Source organism: Streptomyces sp. NPDC052225, from assembly GCF_040679615.1.
GTDB lineage: Bacteria > Actinomycetota > Actinomycetes > Streptomycetales > Streptomycetaceae > Streptomyces.
Genome location: NZ_JBFAVD010000001.1, coordinates 406380 through 426356, shown reverse-complemented (window position 1 = coordinate 426356; position 19977 = coordinate 406380). Strand labels below are relative to the sequence as shown.

The 19977-nt window shown below is 69.7% G+C and carries 21 protein-coding genes and 1 riboswitch; of the genes, 10 read left to right on the top strand and 11 right to left on the bottom strand.

The window, feature by feature from the left end; all coding sequences use genetic code 11:
- Window positions 1-58: 58 nt before the first annotated feature.
- Window positions 59-1843 (bottom strand): phosphomethylpyrimidine synthase ThiC, encoded by a 1785-nt coding sequence (thiC, locus tag AB0L37_RS02125; protein WP_365498650.1) that lies wholly within the window; start codon window positions 1841-1843, stop codon window positions 59-61.
- A riboswitch (TPP riboswitch) is annotated at window positions 1836-2003 on the bottom strand. Its footprint overlaps the gene before it by 8 nt.
- 71 nt (window positions 2004-2074) lie before the next feature.
- Between thiC and AB0L37_RS02120 the strand changes: the two genes are divergently transcribed.
- Complete coding sequence (locus AB0L37_RS02120; RefSeq protein WP_365498647.1) at window positions 2075-3406, top strand: YibE/F family protein; 1332 nt, start codon at window positions 2075-2077, stop codon at window positions 3404-3406.
- A 72-nt stretch (window positions 3407-3478) separates the two neighbouring features.
- Here AB0L37_RS02120 and AB0L37_RS02115 read toward each other — a convergent pair whose 3' ends face one another.
- The 4 genes from AB0L37_RS02115 to AB0L37_RS02100 all read right to left on the bottom strand — a co-directional run bounded on the left by AB0L37_RS02115 (window position 3479) and on the right by AB0L37_RS02100 (window position 5694).
- On the bottom strand, window positions 3479-3943 hold the full coding sequence (locus tag AB0L37_RS02115) for an SsgA family sporulation/cell division regulator (protein ID WP_365498644.1): 465 nt from the start codon (window positions 3941-3943) through the stop codon (window positions 3479-3481).
- A 100-nt stretch (window positions 3944-4043) separates the two neighbouring features.
- Entirely contained in the window at window positions 4044-4820 is a 777-nt protein-coding gene (locus AB0L37_RS02110) for a helix-turn-helix domain-containing protein (protein WP_365498641.1), read from the bottom strand.
- Between the two features lie 197 nt (window positions 4821-5017).
- Window positions 5018-5230, bottom strand: coding sequence for a DUF5326 family protein (locus tag AB0L37_RS02105; protein WP_365498638.1), 213 nt, complete (start codon window positions 5228-5230; stop codon window positions 5018-5020).
- Between the two features lie 146 nt (window positions 5231-5376).
- Window positions 5377-5694 carry a cupin domain-containing protein gene (locus AB0L37_RS02100; RefSeq protein ID WP_365498635.1) on the bottom strand — a complete coding sequence of 106 codons (318 nt, stop codon included), beginning with the start codon at window positions 5692-5694 and terminating at the stop codon, window positions 5377-5379.
- A 59-nt stretch (window positions 5695-5753) separates the two neighbouring features.
- Between AB0L37_RS02100 and AB0L37_RS02095 the strand changes: the two genes are divergently transcribed.
- From AB0L37_RS02095 to AB0L37_RS02080, 4 genes are all read left to right on the top strand, one after another.
- Window positions 5754-6131 carry a phage holin family protein gene (locus AB0L37_RS02095; RefSeq protein WP_365498632.1) on the top strand — a complete coding sequence of 126 codons (378 nt, stop codon included), beginning with the start codon at window positions 5754-5756 and terminating at the stop codon, window positions 6129-6131.
- An 8-nt stretch (window positions 6132-6139) separates the two neighbouring features.
- Window positions 6140-6631: a low molecular weight protein-tyrosine-phosphatase gene (locus AB0L37_RS02090; RefSeq protein ID WP_365498629.1), complete on the top strand. Its 492-nt coding sequence runs from the start codon at window positions 6140-6142 to the stop codon at window positions 6629-6631.
- Window positions 6632-6822: 191 nt separating this feature from the next.
- Window positions 6823-7728: a LysR family transcriptional regulator gene (locus AB0L37_RS02085; protein WP_365498626.1), complete on the top strand. Its 906-nt coding sequence runs from the start codon at window positions 6823-6825 to the stop codon at window positions 7726-7728.
- A gap of 59 nt (window positions 7729-7787) precedes the next feature.
- On the top strand, window positions 7788-8270 hold the full coding sequence (locus tag AB0L37_RS02080) for an NUDIX hydrolase (RefSeq protein ID WP_365498623.1): 483 nt from the start codon (window positions 7788-7790) through the stop codon (window positions 8268-8270).
- 18 nt (window positions 8271-8288) lie between these two features.
- On the opposite strand, the gene AB0L37_RS02075 is transcribed toward AB0L37_RS02080, so the two are convergent.
- Together AB0L37_RS02075 and AB0L37_RS02070 are read right to left on the bottom strand one after the other, a co-directional pair.
- Window positions 8289-9611 carry a globin domain-containing protein gene (locus AB0L37_RS02075; protein ID WP_365498620.1) on the bottom strand — a complete coding sequence of 441 codons (1323 nt, stop codon included), beginning with the start codon at window positions 9609-9611 and terminating at the stop codon, window positions 8289-8291.
- Window positions 9612-10034: 423 nt separating this feature from the next.
- Entirely contained in the window at window positions 10035-10673 is a 639-nt protein-coding gene (locus AB0L37_RS02070; RefSeq protein ID WP_365498617.1) for an HAD-IB family phosphatase, read from the bottom strand.
- Between the two features lie 76 nt (window positions 10674-10749).
- Between AB0L37_RS02070 and AB0L37_RS02065 the strand changes: the two genes are divergently transcribed.
- Together AB0L37_RS02065 and AB0L37_RS02060 are read left to right on the top strand one after the other, a co-directional pair.
- Window positions 10750-11271: a DUF2269 domain-containing protein gene (locus tag AB0L37_RS02065; RefSeq protein ID WP_365498614.1), complete on the top strand. Its 522-nt coding sequence runs from the start codon at window positions 10750-10752 to the stop codon at window positions 11269-11271.
- Window positions 11272-11290: 19 nt separating this feature from the next.
- On the top strand, window positions 11291-12157 hold the full coding sequence (locus AB0L37_RS02060; RefSeq protein WP_365498611.1) for a GNAT family N-acetyltransferase: 867 nt from the start codon (window positions 11291-11293) through the stop codon (window positions 12155-12157).
- 81 nt (window positions 12158-12238) lie between these two features.
- Here AB0L37_RS02060 and AB0L37_RS02055 read toward each other — a convergent pair whose 3' ends face one another.
- A complete protein-coding gene (locus AB0L37_RS02055) occupies window positions 12239-12661 on the bottom strand; it encodes a heme-binding protein (RefSeq protein WP_365498608.1) in 423 nt (140 codons plus the stop codon).
- A 97-nt stretch (window positions 12662-12758) separates the two neighbouring features.
- Window positions 12759-13964, bottom strand: coding sequence for an MFS transporter (locus AB0L37_RS02050; RefSeq protein WP_365498605.1), 1206 nt, complete (start codon window positions 13962-13964; stop codon window positions 12759-12761).
- A gap of 143 nt (window positions 13965-14107) precedes the next feature.
- Here AB0L37_RS02050 and AB0L37_RS02045 point away from each other — a divergent pair, with 143 nt between their 5' ends.
- Window positions 14108-14566: a MarR family transcriptional regulator gene (locus AB0L37_RS02045; RefSeq protein ID WP_365498602.1), complete on the top strand. Its 459-nt coding sequence runs from the start codon at window positions 14108-14110 to the stop codon at window positions 14564-14566.
- 40 nt (window positions 14567-14606) lie between these two features.
- A complete protein-coding gene (locus AB0L37_RS02040; RefSeq protein ID WP_365498599.1) occupies window positions 14607-15059 on the top strand; it encodes a GNAT family N-acetyltransferase in 453 nt (150 codons plus the stop codon).
- A gap of 96 nt (window positions 15060-15155) precedes the next feature.
- Here AB0L37_RS02040 and AB0L37_RS02035 read toward each other — a convergent pair whose 3' ends face one another.
- Window positions 15156-16538 (bottom strand): serine hydrolase domain-containing protein, encoded by a 1383-nt coding sequence (locus AB0L37_RS02035; RefSeq protein ID WP_365498596.1) that lies wholly within the window; start codon window positions 16536-16538, stop codon window positions 15156-15158.
- A 50-nt stretch (window positions 16539-16588) separates the two neighbouring features.
- Window positions 16589-18067, bottom strand: a complete 1479-nt coding sequence (gene dnaB / locus AB0L37_RS02030; protein WP_365498593.1) for a replicative DNA helicase — start codon at window positions 18065-18067, stop codon at window positions 16589-16591.
- A 458-nt stretch (window positions 18068-18525) separates the two neighbouring features.
- On the opposite strand from dnaB, the gene AB0L37_RS02025 reads away from it, so the two are divergent.
- On the top strand, window positions 18526-19863 hold the full coding sequence (locus tag AB0L37_RS02025) for an MATE family efflux transporter (protein ID WP_365498590.1): 1338 nt from the start codon (window positions 18526-18528) through the stop codon (window positions 19861-19863).
- Window positions 19864-19977 lie beyond the last annotated feature (114 nt).

Here is a 19977-nt window from a genome sequence, read left to right as displayed (position 1 = left end):
ACCTCGGCTCGGGGCGAACTGCGCGGGCCCCGAGCCCTTGGTCATGCCCGCGTACGCGTCAGTCGGCCATCGGCAGATAGACGCGGTTTCCCGCCTCGGCGAACTCCTTCGACTTCTGCTCCATCCCGGCCTCGACCTCGGCCTTGGTCGTGCCGTGCTCGCGCCGGATGTCCTGCGAGATCTTCATCGAGCAGAACTTCGGACCGCACATCGAGCAGAAGTGCGCGGTCTTCGCGGGCTCGGCCGGCAGCGTCTCGTCGTGGAACTCCCGTGCCGTGTCCGGGTCGAGAGCCAGGTTGAACTGGTCCTCCCACCGGAACTCGAAGCGGGCGTCGCTCAGCGCGTCGTCCCACTCCTGCGCGCCCGGGTGCCCCTTGGCGAGGTCCGCCGCGTGGGCCGCGATCTTGTACGTGATGACGCCGGTCTTCACGTCGTCCCTGTTCGGCAGGCCCAGGTGCTCCTTGGGCGTGACGTAGCAGAGCATCGCCGTGCCCCACCAGGCGATCATCGCCGCGCCGATCCCGGACGTGATGTGGTCGTACGCCGGGGCGACATCGGTGGTCAGCGGGCCGAGCGTGTAGAACGGCGCCTCCTCGCAGATCTCCTGCTGGAGGTCGATGTTCTCCTTGATCTTGTGCATCGGGACATGGCCCGGGCCCTCGATCATCGTCTGCACGTTGTGCCGCTTGGCGATGGTGTTGAGCTCGCCGAGCGTGCGCAGCTCCGCGAACTGGGCCTCGTCGTTGGCGTCCGCGATGGAGCCGGGGCGCAGGCCGTCGCCGAGCGAGTACGTGACGTCGTACGCCGCGAGGATCTCGCACAGCTCCTCGAAGTGCTCGTAGAGGAAGCTCTCCTTGTGGTGCGCGAGGCACCACGCGGCCATGATCGAGCCGCCGCGCGAGACGATGCCGGTCTTGCGGTTGGCCGTCAGCGGGACGTACGGGAGGCGGACGCCGGCGTGGACCGTCATGTAGTCGACGCCCTGCTCGGCCTGCTCGATGACCGTGTCCTTGTAGATCTCCCAGGTCAGTTCCTCGGCCTTGCCGTCGACCTTTTCGAGGGCCTGGTAGAGCGGCACGGTGCCGATCGGGACGGGGGAGTTGCGCAGCACCCACTCGCGCGTGGTGTGGATGTTGCGGCCGGTGGAGAGGTCCATGACGGTGTCGGCGCCCCAGCGGGTCGCCCATGTCATCTTCTCCACCTCCTCCTCGATGGACGACGTGACCGCGGAGTTGCCGATGTTGGCGTTGACCTTCACCAGGAACCGCTTGCCGATGATCATCGGCTCGATCTCCGGGTGGTTCACGTTGGCGGGCAGCACGGCCCGGCCCGCCGCGATCTCCTCCCGTACGACCTCGGGCGCGACGTTCTCCCGGAGCGCCACGTACTCCATCTCCGGGGTGATCTCGCCCCGGCGTGCGTACGCGAGTTGGGTCACGGCCTGGCCGTCGCGGCCCCGGCGCGGCTGGCGCGGGCGGCCCGGGAAGACCGCGTCGAGGTTGCGCAGACCGCCGCGCGGCGACGTGTGCTTGATGCCGTCGTCCTCGGGGCGGACGGGGCGTCCCGCGTACTCCTCGGTGTCGCCGCGGGCGATGATCCAGTTCTCCCGCAGCGGGGCGAGCCCGCGGCGGACATCGGTGTCGACGGTCGGATCGGTGTACGGGCCGGAGGTGTCGTACAGCGTGACCGACTGCCCGTTGGTGAGATGCACCTGACGGACCGGCACCTGGAGGTCCGGGCGCGAGCCCGTGACGTATCCCTTGTGCCAGCCGATGGACTTCCCGGCCTCGTTCAGGTTCTCGCCCTGGTTGGAGGCAGGCGTGCGTGCGTCCGTTGTGGTCATGAGACCTACTCCCTACGCCGGCATTACCCGGTAACAGGTTCGGCGGTCGACGCAGCGAGATCCGTCTCGCGATGTTCCACGTCGTTTCACGTGAAACACGCTTCGATACGGAGGTCAGCGCCCTCTCAGCCCGGTGCTCCGAGCTCCCGCGTGTGCAAAGGTGCCTCCACGCTAGCGTCATGTCGGACGCGTTGAACAGAGGGCCCCTGCCGTTCTTGCGATGATCGGGCGGTGACCACCACCCAGCAGCCCCCGCCCCCACCGTCCCATCCGCCGCATGGGCACTCCCACAGCCACGGTCCGGCCACGCCCGTCTCGAAGCACCTGCGCAAGGTCATCGCGGCGGTCCTGATCCCGTTCTCCGTCGCCGTCGTCGTGGGTCTGGCGGTGCTGTGGCCCGGTGGCGCCCCCGCGCACGAGCGCACCGGTGTGGGCTTCGACCGGCAGACGCAGCAGGCCACGGTGACCCAGGTCGACAAGGTCGACTGCAAGTCCGTGAACGCCTCCGGGGACACCCCCACCGGGGACACCTCCACGGCCGAGGGTTCGTCCGCGCAGCAACAGGCCAACGGGACCTGCGAGAACGCGACGATCCGCGTCGACACCGGCAAGGACAAGGGCCGTACGTTCACCGAGGTCGTCCAGCCGGACTCGCCGCGGCAGCTGCACGAGGGCCAGAAGGTGATCGTCGCCTACGCGCCCGACGCCCCTGAGAACTTGCAGTACTCGGTCACCGATGTGAACCGCAAGCTTCCGATGGCGCTGCTCGCCGGGATCTTCGCCGTGGCCGTGGTCGTGGTGGGCCGGCTGCGGGGCCTGATGGCGCTGATCGCGCTCGCGGTCAGCTTCCTCGTGTTGACGTTCTTCATCCTGCCCGCGATCCTTCAGGGCTCGAATCCGCTGGTGGTGGCGGTCGTCGGGGCGAGCGCCATCATGCTCATCGCGCTCTACATGTGTCACGGCCTGTCGGCCCGCACCTCGGTGGCGGTGCTCGGCACGCTCGTATCGCTGCTGCTGATCGGGCTGTTGGGGTCCCTGTTCATCGGCTGGGCAGCGCTGACCGGCAACACGGACGACAACACCGGCCTGATCCACGGCCTGTACCCGGACATCGACATGAGCGGTCTGCTGCTGGCCGGCGTCATCATCGGTTCGCTCGGCGTCCTGGACGACGTGACGGTGACCCAGACGTCGGCGGTCTGGGAGCTGCACGAGGCCAATCCGACGATGGGCTGGCGCGGTCTGTACCGGGCGGGCATCCGGATCGGACGCGACCACATCGCGTCCGTCGTCAACACCCTGGTCCTGGCGTACGCGGGCGCGGCCCTGCCGCTCCTGCTGCTCTTCTCGATCGCGCAGAGCAGCGTGACCGACGTCGCCAACAGCGAGCTCGTGGCGGAGGAGATCGTGCGCACGCTGGTCGGCTCGATCGGCCTGGTGGCGTCCGTTCCGGTCACGACCGCCCTGGCGGCCCTGGTCGTGTCCGCCGACCGCCCGGGGTCCCACGGGCCCGAGAGGGCCGCTCCGGTACGCGGTGGCAGGGGCCGCCGACGCAAGCGCTGAGCGCACGGTACGGCTCGGGGGCACCGTGCTGCTGAAGCGTTACGTCTGCGAGGGCCGGGCCGGGGGAACGGCTCAGCCCGCGCTCTGCTCCTCGGCGAGGATCCGGTCGAGGGCCTCGTCGAGGTGGGTCTCGAAGTCGGCGAGCGCCCGCTCCTGACCGAGCGGGACGAGCTTGTCCGTACGGTCGAGGAACGCGACGAGCGGGGCGACCCCGGCCCGGAACAGCGCCTGGTCGATGCCGACCTGGAGCCTGATGTGCACCTCGCCGGGCATCTCACCGGCGTTGCCCCCGGCGAGCTCGACCGGGGAGATCCGCACATCGCCGTCGCCGCTGGCCCCGTTGACCCCGTCGACGAGGAGTTCCCGGCCGAACGCCCAGGTCACGGGCGCGTCTCCGGGGAGATGGAAGGTCAGCCGCACGGCGTACGGATCCCCGGCCTCGTACCGGAGCTCCACCGGGATACGGAAGGAGAGCTCCTCGGAGACGAGGAAGCTCATCATGACCTCTGCCTGAACTGCTTGTACCGACTCGCGCATCGCCTACCCCGTCAACTTGCCGTCGATTGGCCAGGAATGACCTTCCTGACACTGCTGGCATCTTGCTCAACGTACACGGAGGATCACAAGGAGTGAGTTTTCAGATGCTGATAGAGAAGGCGAGTGTCCCTACGAGGTTTCCGATCTCGTGCTGCAACAGGCGTGCGGCGGGAAGCAGTTTCTCGGCCTGGTGGGAAGGGAGCGAAATGGCCAAAGTCGCCGCGGTCGACCCGATGGTGATCGGGAACGCGGCGCAGGCGGCGCCCAGCGCGTACTCCTGACGCTCGATCAGGGGCTCCATCCGCCCCACGGTGCTCAGCTTGCGCAGCAGTGAGCGCTCGTCGCGTACCGAGTACGGCGTGATGGACTGCGGGGGGTAGCGGTCGAGGTGGTCGCGGCGGGCCTCCTCGTCGAGCTGCGAGAGCAGGCACTGGCCGATCGCGTGGGCATGGCCGGTCTCGCGGAAGTCGGCCCATTCCTCGACGGCCGGATTGGCCGGGGTGTCGGCGACGGCGACGACCTCGATCTCGCCCTCGCGGTAGACCGCGAAGTAGACCGGGACACCGATGACGTCCCGCCAGTGCCGCAGCGCGTTGGTGATCATGCCGCGACGATTCTGCTGCGCTCCGCTGCTGCTCAGCCGCTCGGTCGCGTCGCCGAACACGAACACCCCGTTCTCCTTGCGGAGATAGCCCTCGTGGGCGAGGGTGCGCAGCAGGTGGTACGCCGTGGGGAGGGCGAGCCCCGCCTCCCGGGCGAGCTGCTTGGCAGGCGCCCCCTCGTCGTGCGAGGCGACCGCCTCGAGCAACCGCATGGCCCGCTGGACGGAGCCGATGAGCGTCTGCTGGGTGGCGGGTGCGGTGTCAGCCGTGGCCACGGTTCACTCCCGATGCTCGTGGGTCTCCCCGCGTACCCGGGGCTCACGGGGATGAAGCCGTCGGATTCCGGACTTTAACCCTTGGCCACCGCTTCGTGCGGGCCCGGAACGGAAACTTCCCCCGGTCGTGCGAACCGTCGCACGACGCAACCAAGGAAGCCCTCATCGCCGTCCGGGACCCTGCACCCCGCCCGGACTCACCAGTCGCTGCGCGACGACGAACCCGCCATGAACTTCCGTACGAGGTAGATGAGTCCGCCCACGAGGGCAGCGAACACCAGCACCTTGAAGAGCAGTCCGATCACGAAGCCGACGACGCTGGCGATCAGCCCGCCGAACACGACCAGGGCGATGACCGGCACCGCGACCCACTTCACCCACCACGGCATGCCCGCGAATATCTCTCGCACTGCCCTCGCTCCTTCGGTTGCGAGCCCCTTTGCCGGGGCTCCTGTGACGTCCTGCACCCGATGCTGACACGGCGCGGGCCCGGATGGGGCCTCGCGATCCCTTGTCCTCCCCTGACCCACCCCTTAGGGAACCCCGGGGTCGGGGGTCAGCTCTCCGGGGGAGAGAACACCACGAGGACCCGCAGATCCTCGCTGATGTGGTGGAACTTGTGAGCGACGCCGGCCGGTACGTAGACGACGCTGCCGCGGCCGACCTGCGTGGTCTCCATCCCGACCGTGATCGAGGCGCGGCCGCTGACCACGAGGTACACCTCGTCCTGCTGGTGCGGCTGCTGCGGGTCGTGCTCCCCCGCGTTCAGCGCGTACAGCCCGACCGACATGTTCCGCTCGCGCAGGAACTGCAGATACGCGCCGTCGTTGGCGGCGCGCTCCGCCTCCAGTTCGTCCAGCCGGAAAGCCTTCATCGCCGTCGTCGTCCTCGCTGTTCACGTCGTCACCGGTCTCGTCTGCCACGATCAGACACATGAAGAATTTCGTAGTCAAGACGATCGCCAACGCGGGGGCCCTGGCCGTCGCGGTCTGGGTGCTCGACAAGATCACGCTGACCGGCGACAGCACCGGCAAGAAGATCGGCACCCTGATCCTGGTGGCGCTGATCTTCGGCCTGGTCAACGTGCTGGTGAAGCCGATCGTCAAGCTCCTCACGTTCCCGCTCTTCGTCCTCACGCTGGGCCTGATCACGCTGATCGTGAACGCCCTGATGCTGCTGCTGACCTCGTGGCTGGCCGACCAGCTCGACCTGAGCTTCCACGTCGACGGCTTCTGGACCGCGATCCTCGGCGGCCTGATCATCTCGATCGTCTCGTGGGCGCTGAACGTCGTGCTGCCCGACAACGACTGAGGCGCCCGATGACCTTCCGCGTCTGCTTCGTCTGCACCGGCAACATCTGCCGCTCGCCGATGGCCGAGCACGTCTTCCGCGCCCGCGTCGAGGAGGCCGGGCTCTCCGCTCTCGTCGAGGTCGACAGCGCGGGCACGGACGGCTGGCACGAGGGCGACCCCGCCGACCCGCGCACCGTCCACGTCCTGGAGGAGGGCGGCTACACGAGCGACCACACCGCCCGGCAGTTCCGCCGCGACTGGTTCGACCGGCTCGACCTGGTGATCGCTCTCGATACGGGTCATCAGCGCACCCTGCGCCGCCTGGCCGCGCGCCCTGAGGACGCGGAGAAGATCCGGCTGCTGCGCTCGTACGATCCCGCGGCCGGCGACGACCTGGACGTCCCCGACCCGTACTACGGCGACATGAGCGGCTTCGAGGAGTGCCTCAAGAGCGTCGAGGCGGCGTGCGACGGGCTGCTCGACGCCGTGCGCGACACGGTGAATTCAGCGGCCGTCTAGTACCCGGCTACGCACAACGGACGGTCCGAGCCTCCCCCCTCGTGGCTCGGACCGTCCCGGTTCTGCGCGCGAAGAACCGCGCAAACAAGGCTAGTTGACTCTGTGTCAGTGTCCAATCACGGTAGCGACAGAGACCTATCGACATATTTATAGTTGGGCGCGACCCGGGGGCCGGGAGGTGGGGGAGGCGCATGGATCTCGCTTTGCTGCGCACCTTTGTGACGGTCCATCGGGCCGGGTCCTTCACCCGTGCCGCCGCCCTGCTCGGCCTCTCGCAGCCCGCGGTGACCTCTCAGATCCGCACCCTGGAGCGGCAGTTGGGGCGCCCTCTGTTCCTGCGCCAGGCACGCGGCGTGACCCCGACGAGCATCGGCGACGAGCTGGCCCACAAGGCGGCCCCGCATCTCGACGCCCTCGTGGAGATCACCGAGGCCGGGCTCGACGTGGAGTCCTCCGTCCGCACCCTGCACCTCGCGGGGCCGCCGGAGTTCACCGCGGAGCGCGCTCTTCCCGCCCTCACGGCACTGACCCGCGATGACGGCCACAGCGTCGCCCTGCGCACGTCCTTCGGCACCGCCGAGGAGGTCCTGGACGGGCTCGCCGCGGGACATCATGATCTGGCCATCACGACGGCCCGTTCGCGCGGCGCCCTGCTCACGGCGACTCCGCTCTGCGACGAGGAGCACGTCCTGGTCGCCGCCCCGCGCTGGGCCGCCCGCATCGGCCCCGGCAAACTGCACCGCGACGCGGCGCCGTCGCTGGAGAAGTTCCCCGTCGTCGAGGTCCACGAGTCACTGCCCCTGGTCGCCCGCTACTGGGCCGCGGTCTTCGACGCCCGGCCCGTCGCCTCCGGCACGGTCGTCGTGCCGGACCTGCGCGCGGTGCTCGCCTGCGTGATCGCCGGCGCGGGCCTCGCGGTCCTGCCGCGCTATCTGTGCGCCCCGGCCCTGGAGCGCGGCGAGATCGTGGCGCTGCTCGACCCGCCCGTGCCGCCCCTGCGCACGTACTTCCTGGTCGTACGCACCGGCACACTCGCCCTGCCGCACATCGCGCGGGCGCATGAGTGGCTGCTGCGCGCTGCTGTCGACTGGTCGTGAGCGCGGGCGCGGGCGGTGCGGGATGTTTCACGTGGAACCAGCCGGGCCACATTTCTCCCATGACCGTCCGACCCGTGGTCAAGCGCACCGCACGCGCCGTTCTGCTCGACGGCGACGACCTGATCCTGATCAAGCGGACCAAGCCCGGCGTCGATCCGTACTGGGTGACCCCCGGCGGCGGGGTCGAGCCGGAGGACACGACCGTCGTGGACGCCCTGCACCGCGAGGTGCACGAGGAACTCGGCGCCAAGATCGTCGACGTGGTGCCCTGCTTCGTGGACACCGTCGAGCACATCGGCGAGGACGGCGGCGCGACCGGCGTGAAGGTCCAGCACTTCTTCGTCTGCCGGCTGGAGTCGATGGACACCGACCAGCGGCACGGCCCCGAGGTCGAGGAGCCGTGCGGCGAGTACGAGATCGTCCGGGTGCCCTTCACCCGCGTCGGCATCGCCTCGGTCCACCTCGTACCGCTGTCCCTGCGCCACTACCTCGACGGCAACATCGAGGGCGTACGGGCGATGCACGCGCCCGATCTGGGCTGACCGGACCGTACGGGCGCCTCAGTTCGCAGCCGCCATCAGGTCCTCCACCGAGTCGTGCCGGATGCGGTCGACCGGGATGCCGATGTCGCGCAGCGCGTCGACACCGCTGCGGATCAGGCCGGGCGGGCCCGAGAGATAGGCGTCGTACTCGTTCCAGGGGCCGTAGTCCCGCACCGCGTACGGCAGTTGCAGGTGGTGGTCGACGATCGGGCGGACCGACAGCCAGGGGTGGGTCTGCTGGAGCCGCAGCATGGTGTCGATGTCGTACAGGTCGTGATCGGTCCGGGCGCCGTAGAAGACCTCCACCGGGCGCCGCTCCCCGTGCTCGGCGACGTCCTCGACGAGCGCCTTGATGGGGGCGATGCCGGTACCGCCGCCCAGGCACAGCAGTCCGGCGTCCGTGGCGTGGTCGACGGTCATGGAGCCGGCGGGCGGCCCGAGGCGGAGTACGTCGCCGGGGCGGGCGCGGTGCACCAGGGCGTTCGAGACCCAGCCCGCGGGCACCGCCTTCACGTGGAACGAGAGCAGCCCGTCCGAGCGGGGCGCCGCGGCGAACGAGTAGTGCCGCCAGACCCGCGGCCACCACGGTGTCTCCAGCGTCGTGTACTGCCCGGCCAGGAAGGGGTAGGGCTGGTTGGGCCTGACGGTCACGACAGCGATGTCAGGGGTGCGCAGATCGTGGGAGACGACCTCGGCGAGCCACCAGGCCGGCGCCTTCAGCTCGTCCTCGGCCGCCGCGTCGATCATGATCTGGGAGATCGCCGTGTACGTACGGACCCAGGCGGCCTCGGTCCGCGCGTCCCAGGTCGTCGTGGCGTACCGGGTGAGCGCGGCGATGAGGCACTCGCCGACGGCCGGGTAGTGCTCAGCCTGCGTGCCGTACTTGCGGTGGCCGCGCCCGAGGTTCTTCAGGTACGCGACCAGGACGTCCTGGTTGTCGATGTGCTCCGCGGCGGTCAGCAGGGCCTTCAGGAGGCGGTCGCGCTGGGTGTCCATGGCGGCGGGGAACAACTGCCGCAGCTCGGGGTGGCGCACGAAGAGCAGCGCGTAAAAGTACGAGGTCACCTTGTCGGCGACCGGGCCGACCTCCTCCATCGTGCGCCGGACGAGGAGCGCGTCGGGGGAGGCGTTCGGCCGAGTCGAGCGCTGGGGGCGCGGCTCGGCGGCGGGCCCGGCCGTGCGCGGCTGGGGTATTCGGCTCTCGTCCTGCTCGGGGCGGCCGGGAAGGGCCGGATCCGGTCCGGCGGTCGTGCGCGGCGTGAACCAGCCGCCCCCGTCGCCCGGGTCGGAACCGGCCGACGTAGTGGTCGGAGCGTCCATGCTGTGCCTCGCCTCGAACATCTCTCGGTCGGTCTGCGTACGTCCGCGCTCTTCCGTGCTCTTCTGCGAACGGAAGCAGCGGGTTTTCCCCCGTCTGTCGCTTCATGTCATGCGGGCTTCACCGGACAATGCGGCCCACATTGAACCCTGCATTCCCGCCCGCTACGGACAAGTAAGGCAAGAATGTGACATTGCCCGCAGTCCTCTCACTGCAGCCTGCCGTCGGGCGCCATTGCACAGAACGCAAAGCGGAAAGTGCCAGCTTTCGATCTCTCCGTCCGGTTAGGCTGCGGTGGCCTGCGTCCGCCCTCCAGGCGTCTTCCCCGGTGTCTTCCATGCACACGGCGGGAACCGGAGTCGACCATACCGGCCGCCGGAAGTGTCACAAGCCCCTCCCGGCTTAAGCGCCGATTAAGCGCGCCTCAGGCTCTCCGAAATTCTCAATTACCGGTCGCGCGGCACCAATTCGTACGCCTTCCGCAGATCACGCCCCACATACGAGTGCGTGGCGAGTCCCACCAGGTGCTGATCCGCATTGACCGCCACCGAAACCGGCACCGTGGCGAAAAGCTCCACGTCCGACAGGGAGTCCCCGTACGCAATGCAATCGGCCCGCTCCACCCCGAACTCTTCACAGAGCCGGTCCGCGATCTTCACTTTGGCCGCCGCGCTGAGCACTCCGGCCGGGTCGACCGGCTCGGTGAACGGCACCGCGGGAAAACGGGAGCCGTACGCCGCGTGGGCGCCCCAGCCAGTGAGCCGCTCGACGAAGAACGAGGGCGACAGCGAGACGACCGCGCAGTAGTCGCCGTGCTCCCGGATCTGCGCCCACGTCTCGCGGATGCCCTGCAGCCAGGGCGCGCCGTCGAACGCGGCGGTGACATGGTCGGCCGTCAGCCCCGACCAGAGGGCATGGATCCGGCGCGCGTACTCCGGAGGGCCGATGCGCTGCGCTCCGATCTCGACGTCGAGGGCGAGCGCCTCGGCCTCCAGGCCGAGTTGCCGGGATATCTGGACGGGCGCGGTCGTGCCGGGCAGCAGCGTCCCGTCGAGGTCGAAGAGGTGCAGTCTCGGTCGCGTCATGTACGCCGAGGCTAGTAGGGAGGGTTACTCCCCCCGTCAGACGCCGCGTCGGGTCGTTCCCGGCACGGTGTTTCACGTGAAACTTCAGCGCCGCCCTCGCCGGGCCCTCCTCGTCGTGCACGTCGCCGCGTCCGCCTGCTGGCTCGGCGTCACGCTCGGGCTGCTCGCGCTGGCCGTCACGGCGACGACCACCGGGGCGGGTCCGGCCGTGGAGGCCTCCGCGCGCTCGATGAAGCTCTTCGCGGACTGGCTGGTGATCCCGCTCGCGCTGCTGACGCTGCTCAGCGGTCTGGTGCTCTCGCTGGGCACGCCATGGGGACTGGCCCGGCACCGGTGGATCTACGTCAAATTCTGGCTGACCCTCGCCACCACCACGGCCTCGGTCCTCGTCCTGCGGCCGGGCGTCGACGACGCGGTGGCGACCATCTCAGCAGGGGGCCAGGTGCCGCGTGCCGCGGATCTGCTGGCCGGCCCGATCGTCTCCCTGGCGTCGTACGTCTTCATGACGGCGATCTCGGTGCTCAAGCCGTGGGGTCTGACCCGACGTGGCCGAAAGCACCGGGTCACTGCGCCCAAAGCGGTGGACGCGACGGGCTGAGTCCGACAGCCTGACCTGCGTGTCGACACCTTCCCTCTCCGGCCTTCCCATCCGCCGTCTCACCCGCCGCGACGTCCTCGCCTGCGCCGACCTCTCCGAGAACCGGGGGTGGCCCCGCGAAGAACACAAATGGGGACTGCTGCTCACCGCCGGTACGGGCTACGGCATCGACGACCCCGACGGTGGACTCGTCGGGGCCTTCGTGGTCACCGAGTACGGCCCTCAGGAGCGCCCCGAGCTCGGCGCGATCGGCATGGTCCTGGTCGCCGAACGGCACGCGCGCCAGGGGGTCGGCAGGCGCCTGATGCGGTACGCACTGGAGCGGGCGGGCACGACGCCACTGACGCTGCACGCGACGCCGTACGGGCGCCCGCTCTACGAGGAGCTGGGCTTCAAGGTCACCGGACAGGCCGAGATGGTGCGCGGACGGTTCACCCCGGGCGGTGCGGTGCCCGGCGTCGCCACGCGCCCGGCGACCGCCGAGGACCTGACGGCGATCGTGCGCCTGGACGCCGAGGTGTTCGGCCCGGACCGCACGCACGTGATCACGCGCCTGCCGGCCTTCGCCGACCAGCTGCGCGTGGCGGAGGCCGACGGCGAGCTCATCGGCTACGCGGCCGCCTGGCCCAACATGGACACGCACGTCGTCGGCCCGCTGATCGCCCGTGACACCGAGACCGCGAAGGCCCTCGTCGCCTCGCTCGCGGCGGGCACGGACCGGCCGCTGCGCACCGACATCGACGTACGCCACGAGGAGCTGCTCGCCTGGGTCAAGGAGCGCGGCCTCGAGGGCATCAGCCTGAACGCGGTGATGAACCTCGGCGCCCCGGACCTGCCCGGCGACTGGACCCGCCGCTTCGCGCCGCTGACCGTCGCCGCCGGCTGAGCACAGCCCACACAGCACACAGCCCGCCCCAAGTACCGCCTTCGCAGCGGAACTTGGGGCGGGCTCGTCCCGGGGGCGGCACTACGCGAGCGACTCCACGGCCGCCGTGGCGAACCCGTGGTCCTGCTCGGGGGCGCCACCGCCGACGCCGATGGCCCCGATGAGGCGGCCGTCGCGGTGGACCGGCAGACCGCCGGCGATGAACAGCAGCGGCCGGTCGAGAGCGGTGGGCAGGCTGTGGAACGGGCCGTCGGGCTTGACCAGGTCGACGAGGTCGGCGGTCGGTGCGTTCAGCTGGAGAGCCGTGTACGCCTTGCGGGTGCTCGTCTCGCCGGAGATCAGTACGGCGCGGTCGTCGCGGCGGAAGGCGAGCAGGTGACCGCCGGCGTCGAGGACGGTCACGCTGACGGTGACTCCGGCCTCCTCGGCGGCGCGAGCGGCGGCGGTGACGAGGGCCTCGGCGTCCTGCGTGGTCAGCGGGGTGACGGCCGTGGTGGTGCTCATGCGGGGGTTCTCCTTGCAGGGTGGTGCGGGTTGTTCAGGGGGGGGCGGGTCGTTCAGGGTGCGGGGACGTCGTCGGCCCCGTCGGCAGGGGTACGGGTCAGTGGTGGACCGGCTCGGCGTGCCGCTGGGCGGAGCCTGCGACGACCGGGCTCGGGGCCGGTGAGCGGCGCTCCAGGGCGGCGGACAGGACGGCCAGGACGAGGGCTCCGGCGGCGAGCGCGGCGCCGACCCAGTTCGGGGCGGTGTAGCCGAGGCCCGCGGCGATCACCATGCCGCCGAGCCAGGCGGACAGCGCGTTGCCGAGGTTGAAGGCGCCGATGTTGACGGCCGAGGCGAGCGTGGGGGCACCGGAGGCCTGGTCGAGGACCCGCTTCTGCAGCGGCGGCACCGTCGCGAAGCCGAGCGCGCCGATCAGGGCGATGGTGATCGCGGCCAGGACCTTGTTGTGCGCGGTCACCGTGAAGAGGCCGAGCACGATCGCCAGGGCGCTCAGGGAGACGTAGAGCATGGGCATCAGGGCCCGGTCGGCGAACCTGCCGCCGATGAGGTTGCCGCCGACCATGCCGAGCCCGAAGAGGACGAGCAGCCAGGTGACCGAGCCGTCGGCGAATCCGGCGACGTTGGTCATCATCGGCGTGATGTAGGTGATGGCGGCGAAGACCCCGCCGAAGCCGAGCACCGTCATCGCCATGGCGAGCAGGACCTGCACGTTCTTGAAGGCGGCCAGCTCGTGGCGCAGGTGCACGCCCTCGGGCTTGGGCAGGTCGGGTACGAGCTTGGCGATGCCGAGGAGGCCGACGACCCCGAGCGCCGCGACGATCGTGAACGTGACGCGCCAGCCGACGGACTGGCCGATGAGCGTGCCGAGCGGGACGCCGACGACGTTGGCCACGGTCAGGCCCGTGAACATCATCGCGATCGCTCCGGCCTTCTTCTCCGGGGCGACCAGTTCGGCGGCGACCACGGAGCCGATGCCGAAGAACGCGCCGTGGGCGAGCGAGGCGACCACGCGGCCGATCAGCATCACGGCGAAGACGGGGGCCACAGCGGAGAGCAGGTTGCCGACGATGAAGAGGCCCATCAGGAGCATCAGCATCCGCTTGCGGGAGATGCGGGTGCCGAGCGCGGTCATCAGCGGGGCGCCGAACATGACGCCGAGGGCGTAGCCGGTCACGAGGAATCCGGCCGTGGGGATGGAGACGCCGAAGTCGCCCGCGACCTCTGGGAGCAATCCCATGATCACGAATTCCGTGGTTCCGATCCCGAAGGCCCCGATCGCGAGGGCAAGGAGCGCGAGAGGCATGGGGTTCACCTTCCCAGACTGTTGCGGGTGCGCTTTACGAGACCTCACAATAATTGCAGACGCTGGTTAATTGCAAACGCGGGCAATCGCGTGCATCGACTATCCTGGTGCACAGCCGCTCCGGGACGGAGGATCCACGAGCCATGACCGCCACAGACCCCGCACTCACCGCCCTCTCCCAGGGCTGGTGCGCGCTCTCCCTCCTGCACGGGAGGATCGAGGCCCACATCGAGCGCGCCCTCCAGGCCGGACACGGCCTGAGCGTGCGCGAGTACTCCCTGCTCGACGTCCTCAGCCGACAGCACGACGGGGAGGGCGGCCACCTTCAGATGAAGCAGGTCGCCGACGCGGTCGTCCTCAGCCAGAGCGCCACGACCCGCCTGGTCACGCGCCTCGAGGACCGCGGCCTCCTCGCGCGCTACCTGTGCCCCACCGACCGGCGCGGCATCTACACGAACGTCTCCGAGGCGGGCCTCAAGCTCCTCGAAGAGGCCCGGCCGACCAACGAGGCGGCACTGCGCGAGGCGCTCGACGCCGCCGCCGAGAACCCCGAGCTCGCTCCGCTGGTCAGGGCCGTCGAAGCCCTCCGCGTCCCCGCGTAAAGCCCTGGTCCGCACGGGGCGTCCCGCTTAGGCTGCGGCCATGGGAGATCTTGAGATCAGGCCTGCCGCGGCCGAGGACGTTCCGGCGATCGTCGCGATGCTGGCGGACGATCCGCTCGGCGCCCAGCGGGAGTCGCCGGACGACCTGGCGCCGTATCTCGCCGCTCACGCACGCCTCGCCGCCGACCCGAACCAGCATCTCGTCGTCGCCGTGCGCGAGGGCCGCGTCGTCGGCACCCTGCAACTCACCGTCATCCCCGGGCTCTCCCGGAAGGGCGCCACCCGTTCGGTCATCGAGGGCGTACGCATCCACGCGGACGAGCGCGGCAGTGGTCTCGGCACCCTGCTCATCGAGTGGGCCGTCGACGAATCCCGGCGCCAGGACTGCCAGTTGGTGCAGCTGACCTCCGACGCCACCCGCGTCGACGCCCATCGCTTCTACGAGCGCCTCGGCTTTGAGGCTTCGCACGTGGGGTTCAAGATGCAGCTGTAAAGCCGCCGCTGCGATGCCTCCGGCTACGCAGAACGGCCCGTCGTTGTTTCACGTGAAACAACGACGGGCCGTTTCACGTGAAACGACGCATCGCGTCTACTGCGGCATCCCCTGCCAGCCCTCCGGGTCCACACCACCCGGCACCGGAGCGTCCTCGTCGTACGGCTTCCGTGTGAAGACGAACGAGCCGAGGTCCAGGTGGCTCACCGAGCCGTCCGGCCGCCGCACCGCCTGGAGCAGTTCCCCCGCGTAGTAGCCGTCGAGCCCGGTCCAGGTGCCGTCACCGTTCGCCCGGAAGCGCGAGCGACGCCCACCACCGGCCACGGGCCCCAGATCGACGCCGCCCTCCGTGGTGAGCCGCAGCGCCACAGCCTGCGTACCCCAGTACCAGGGGCCCGCCAACCCCAGTACGGAGACGTCCACTTCGGGCAGGGGGCGCCACGGCTCGGGGATGCGCGGCTCGGCCTCGGCGACGGTCACCAGCAGGTCGGCGGCCACGGTCGCCGCGGGAACCCCGGAGGTGCAGTTGGCCAGCACCACGGCGGCGAGGCCGTCCTCCTCGCTCAGCCACAGCCCCGCCACGAACCCGGGCAGCGACCCGCTGTGTCCCGCCAGCGTCCGCCCGTTCGCGGTCAGGACCTGCATACCGAGGCCGTACGAGGACTCGCCGCTGCCGGGCAGCGCGGGCGCGGCTGGCGCCCGCATCTCCCGTACGGACTCCGCGCTCAGGACCCGCTCGTCGCCGGCCATGAGGAAAGCGGCGAACGCGAGCAAGTCCTTGGTGGTCGACCACAGTTGGCCCGCGGCCGCCATCAGGCCGAGGTCCTCGCTGGGTTCCGGCATCATCACGTCGGCGTACGGATGGACGGCCCACCCGCCGGCATGCGGCATCTGCGGCTGGGCACTGGTCCGGCTCAGGCCGAGCGGTTCGAGGATCTCCGTCCGCAGAGCCTGCTCCCAGGGGACGCCGCGCACCTTCTCCACCAGCGAACCCAGCAGTGTGTAGCCGGGGTTGGAGTAGTGGTGCCGGCGGCCGACCGGATGCCGGAACGGCCGCTCGCCAAGGACGTCGCCCAGGGTCGGGCGCAGCGCGGCCGACGAGCGCTCCCACCACTCACCGGGCGTCTCGGCCGCCAACCCACCGGTGTGCGCGAGGAGTTCGGCGATGGAGACCTCCCCCGCGCCGGTGCCCGGAAGGTGCTTCTCCAACGGGTCTCCCAGATCGAGGAGCCCCTCGTCACGCAAACGCATCACCAGCACGGCCGTGAACGTCTTGGTGATCGAGCCGATCCGGTACTGCACGTTCTCATCAGGCCCGTGCCCGTCCACCGAGGTACGGGATCCCGTCCACACCACCTGCCCGTCCCGGGCGACCGCGGCGACGAGGGACGGTGAACGCCCCTCGCTCTGAGCCACGGCGATACGGTGCACAAGCGCGCGGCGCGTGGTGGGCAACAACTCTTCAGGGGGCATCGTCATGCCCTCAGTCCACCCCGCTCATCGGCCCGCGTCGACCGAATTGCTGCGGATCAGGTCTGCGCCATGTCCACGAAGCGGGAGTAGTGGCCCTGGAAGGCGACGGTGATCGTGGCCGTCGGACCGTTACGGTGCTTGCCGACGATGATGTCGGCCTCGCCCGCGCGCGGTGACTCCTTCTCGTACGCGTCCTCGCGGTGGAGCAGGATGACCATGTCGGCGTCCTGCTCGATGGAGCCGGACTCACGCAGGTCGGACACCATCGGCTTCTTGTCCGTGCGCTGCTCGGGACCACGGTTCAGCTGCGAGAGCGCGATCACCGGGACTTCAAGCTCCTTGGCGAGCAGCTTGAGGTTTCGGGACATGTCCGAGACCTCCTGCTGTCGGCTCTCGGACCGCTTCGATCCACCGGCCTGCATCAGCTGCAGATAGTCGATGATCACGAGCTTGATGTCGTTGCGCTGCTTGAGGCGACGGCACTTCGCACGGATCTCCATCATCGACAGATTCGGGGAGTCGTCGATGTACAGCGGCGCGGCCGAGACCTCGGGCATGCGGCGCGCGAGCCTCGTCCAGTCCTCGTCCGTCATCGTGCCCGACCGCATGTGGTGCAGCGCGACGCGCGCCTCCGCCGACAGCAGACGCATCGCGATCTCGTTGCGCCCCATTTCGAGGGAGAAGATGACGCTGGGCAGGTTGTGCTTGATCGATGCGGCGCGCGCGAAGTCGAGGGCGAGTGTGGACTTACCCATGGCGGGTCGGGCCGCGATGACGATCATCTGGCCCGGGTGCAGACCGTTGGTCAGCGAGTCGAAGTCGGTGAAGCCGGTCGGCACACCGGTCATCTCGCCGCTGCGCGAACCGATCGCCTCGATCTCGTCGAGCGCGCCCTCCATGATGTCGCCGAGCGGGAGGTAGTCCTCGCTGGTGCGCTGCTCGGTGACCGCGTAGATCTCGGCCTGCGCCTTGTTGACGATCTCGTCGACGTCGTCGTCGGCCGCGTATCCCATCTGCGTGATCCGCGTGCCGGCCTCGACGAGCCGGCGCAGCACGGCCCGCTCGTGAACGATCTCCGCGTAGTACTCGGCGTTGGCAGCGGTCGGGACCGTCTGGACGAGGGTGTGCAGATACGATGCGCCGCCGACCTTGTTGATCTCACCGCGCTTGGTCAGCTCGGCGGCGATGGTGATCGGGTCGGCCGGCTCGCCCTTGGCGTAGACGTCGAGGATCGCCTGGAAGATCGTTTCGTGGGCGGGCTTGTAGAAGTCGGCGCCCTTGAGCACCTCGACGACATCGGCGATGGCGTCCTTGGACAGGAGCATGCCACCGAGCACGGACTGCTCGGCGTCCAGATCCTGCGGCGGTACGCGCTCGAACGTGGCGGGACCGTCGTCCCAGCCGCTGTCCTCGCGACCCCGCTCGTGCTGGTCGCCCTGGCCACGGGCACCACCCCGGCCCTTACGGGAAGGGGGAAGACGATCACTGGGACCGCTGTCGGCCCAGGGGTCGTCCAAGGGCTCGGAGATACTCACCGGGCCACCTCCTCCCGTCCGCCGAGCGGACCTCGCCGTGCTGTCATTCCTACGGCACGACACTGACAAATAGGGGGCCCGACTCCGGTTGCGACGCGTCGGTTTTGTGAGGTTTCCGAGGGCGCGGGACAGGGTGGGCGCCGCACCACGTTAGGCGCGCGGGCACCGTCAGCCAATCTGGTTATCCACAGGCGGTGTGGATGACGGGCCTCTCGCTGTGGAGAACCGGGGAAAACCTGTGCACGACCCGGTGGACAGGCCTGTGAACAAGCCCTCAGCCACTTCCACACACAGGACGTGACCTGCGCTTTTCCCGTCCACCGGCTGTGCAGAAGAAAAACTTTCCCAGTCGGCCCAAGATCCTTCGGAGGAGCGTCCCGCGACACGCGGAAGACGGCCACAAGTAAGGGTCTACATGGCATTGCATCTCTTACCTGTGGAAGATTAGATTGGTGGGCATGACACAGGCTCCCGCGACACCCAAAGCCGCCCGCCGTCGGCACGACCGAGAGATCGTCGCCCTCGCCGTTCCGGCCTTCGGCGCACTCGTCGCGGAGCCCCTCTTCCTCATGGCGGACAGCGCCATCGTCGGGCACCTCGGCACGGCGCAGCTGGCGGGACTCGCCATCGCCTCGGCCCTCCTGACGACCGCGGTCAGCGTCTTCGTCTTCCTGGCCTACGCGACCACCGCCGCCGTCGCCCGCCGCGTCGGCTCGGGTGATCTGCGCGCCGCGATCCAGCAGGGCATGGACGGCATCTGGCTCGCTCTGCTCCTCGGCGTCGCCGTCATCGCCGTCGTCCTGCCCACCGCCCCGGGGCTGGTGCAGCTCTTCGGCGCATCGGACACCGCCGCACCGTACGCGGTCACGTATCTGCGCATCTCCGCACTCGGCATCCCCGCCATGCTCGTCGTCCTGGCCGCGACCGGAGTCCTGCGCGGCCTCCAGAACACGAAGACCCCGCTCTATGTGGCCATCGCCGGCTTCGTCGCCAACGGCGTGCTCAATGTCGCGCTGGTCTACGGCGCCGGGCTCGGCATCGCGGGTTCCGCCTGGGGCACCGTCATCGCCCAGTTCGCCATGGCCGCCGTCTATCTGGTCGTGGTCGTCCGTGGAGCCCGGCGTCACCACGCCTCCCTGCGCCCGGACGTGGCCGGGATCCGGGCCTGTGCCAAGGCGGGGGCGCCGCTGCTGGTCCGTACGCTCTCGCTCCGCGCGATCCTGATGATCGCCACGGCGGTCGCTGCCCGGCTCGGCGACGCGGACGTGGCCGCCCACCAGATCATCCTGTCCCTGTGGAGCCTGATGGCCTTCGCCCTGGACGCCATCGCCATCGCGGGGCAGGCGATCATCGGCCGTTACCTCGGCGCCGACGACGCGCCAGGAGCGCGGGACGTCTGCCGCCGCATGGTGCAGTGGGGGATCGCGGCGGGGATCGTCCTCGGCATCCTTCTCGTCCTGACCCGACCGCTCTTCGTCCCGCTGTTCACGAGCGACCCGGCCGTCCAGGACGCGGCGTTGCCCGCCCTGATCGTCGTGGCGCTGTCCCAGCCCATCTGCGGCATCGTGTTCGTGCTCGACGGTGTGCTCATGGGAGCAGGCGACGGGCCGTACCTGGCCTGGGCGATGCTGATCACGCTGGCGGTGTTCGCACCGGTGGCCCTGCTGGTTCCGGTCCTCGGCGGTGGTCTGACCGCCGTGTGGGGAGCGATGACCCTGATGATGGCGGTGCGCATGCTGACCCTCTGGACCCGCTACCGCTCAGGCCGCTGGGCTGTCACGGGCGCGACGCGCTGACGAACATCCGTCGTTTCACGTGAAACGACACGCCCACGACGGTGATCGCCACCGCCACCGCGACCGCGACCGCGACCGCACAAGCATGTGGGGCCGCACCCCGAAGGGTGCGGC

Coding starts and splice junctions, on each gene's coding strand:
- thiC (WP_365498650.1), bottom strand. CDS start 1,843: ATGACCACAACGGACGCACGCACGCCTGCCTCCAACCAGGGCGAGAAC.
- AB0L37_RS02115 (WP_365498644.1), bottom strand. CDS start 3,943: ATGCGCGAGTCGGTACAAGCAGTTCAGGCAGAGGTCATGATGAGCTTC.
- AB0L37_RS02100 (WP_365498635.1), bottom strand. CDS start 5,694: ATGAAGGCTTTCCGGCTGGACGAACTGGAGGCGGAGCGCGCCGCCAAC.
- AB0L37_RS02095 (WP_365498632.1), top strand. CDS start 5,754: ATGAAGAATTTCGTAGTCAAGACGATCGCCAACGCGGGGGCCCTGGCC.
- AB0L37_RS02090 (WP_365498629.1), top strand. CDS start 6,140: ATGACCTTCCGCGTCTGCTTCGTCTGCACCGGCAACATCTGCCGCTCG.
- AB0L37_RS02085 (WP_365498626.1), top strand. CDS start 6,823: ATGGATCTCGCTTTGCTGCGCACCTTTGTGACGGTCCATCGGGCCGGG.
- AB0L37_RS02080 (WP_365498623.1), top strand. CDS start 7,788: ATGACCGTCCGACCCGTGGTCAAGCGCACCGCACGCGCCGTTCTGCTC.
- AB0L37_RS02075 (WP_365498620.1), bottom strand. CDS start 9,611: ATGTTCGAGGCGAGGCACAGCATGGACGCTCCGACCACTACGTCGGCC.
- AB0L37_RS02070 (WP_365498617.1), bottom strand. CDS start 10,673: ATGACGCGACCGAGACTGCACCTCTTCGACCTCGACGGGACGCTGCTG.
- AB0L37_RS02055 (WP_365498608.1), bottom strand. CDS start 12,661: ATGAGCACCACCACGGCCGTCACCCCGCTGACCACGCAGGACGCCGAG.
- AB0L37_RS02050 (WP_365498605.1), bottom strand. CDS start 13,964: ATGCCTCTCGCGCTCCTTGCCCTCGCGATCGGGGCCTTCGGGATCGGA.
- AB0L37_RS02045 (WP_365498602.1), top strand. CDS start 14,108: ATGACCGCCACAGACCCCGCACTCACCGCCCTCTCCCAGGGCTGGTGC.
- AB0L37_RS02040 (WP_365498599.1), top strand. CDS start 14,607: ATGGGAGATCTTGAGATCAGGCCTGCCGCGGCCGAGGACGTTCCGGCG.
- AB0L37_RS02035 (WP_365498596.1), bottom strand. CDS start 16,538: ATGACGATGCCCCCTGAAGAGTTGTTGCCCACCACGCGCCGCGCGCTT.
- AB0L37_RS02025 (WP_365498590.1), top strand. CDS start 18,526: ATGACACAGGCTCCCGCGACACCCAAAGCCGCCCGCCGTCGGCACGAC.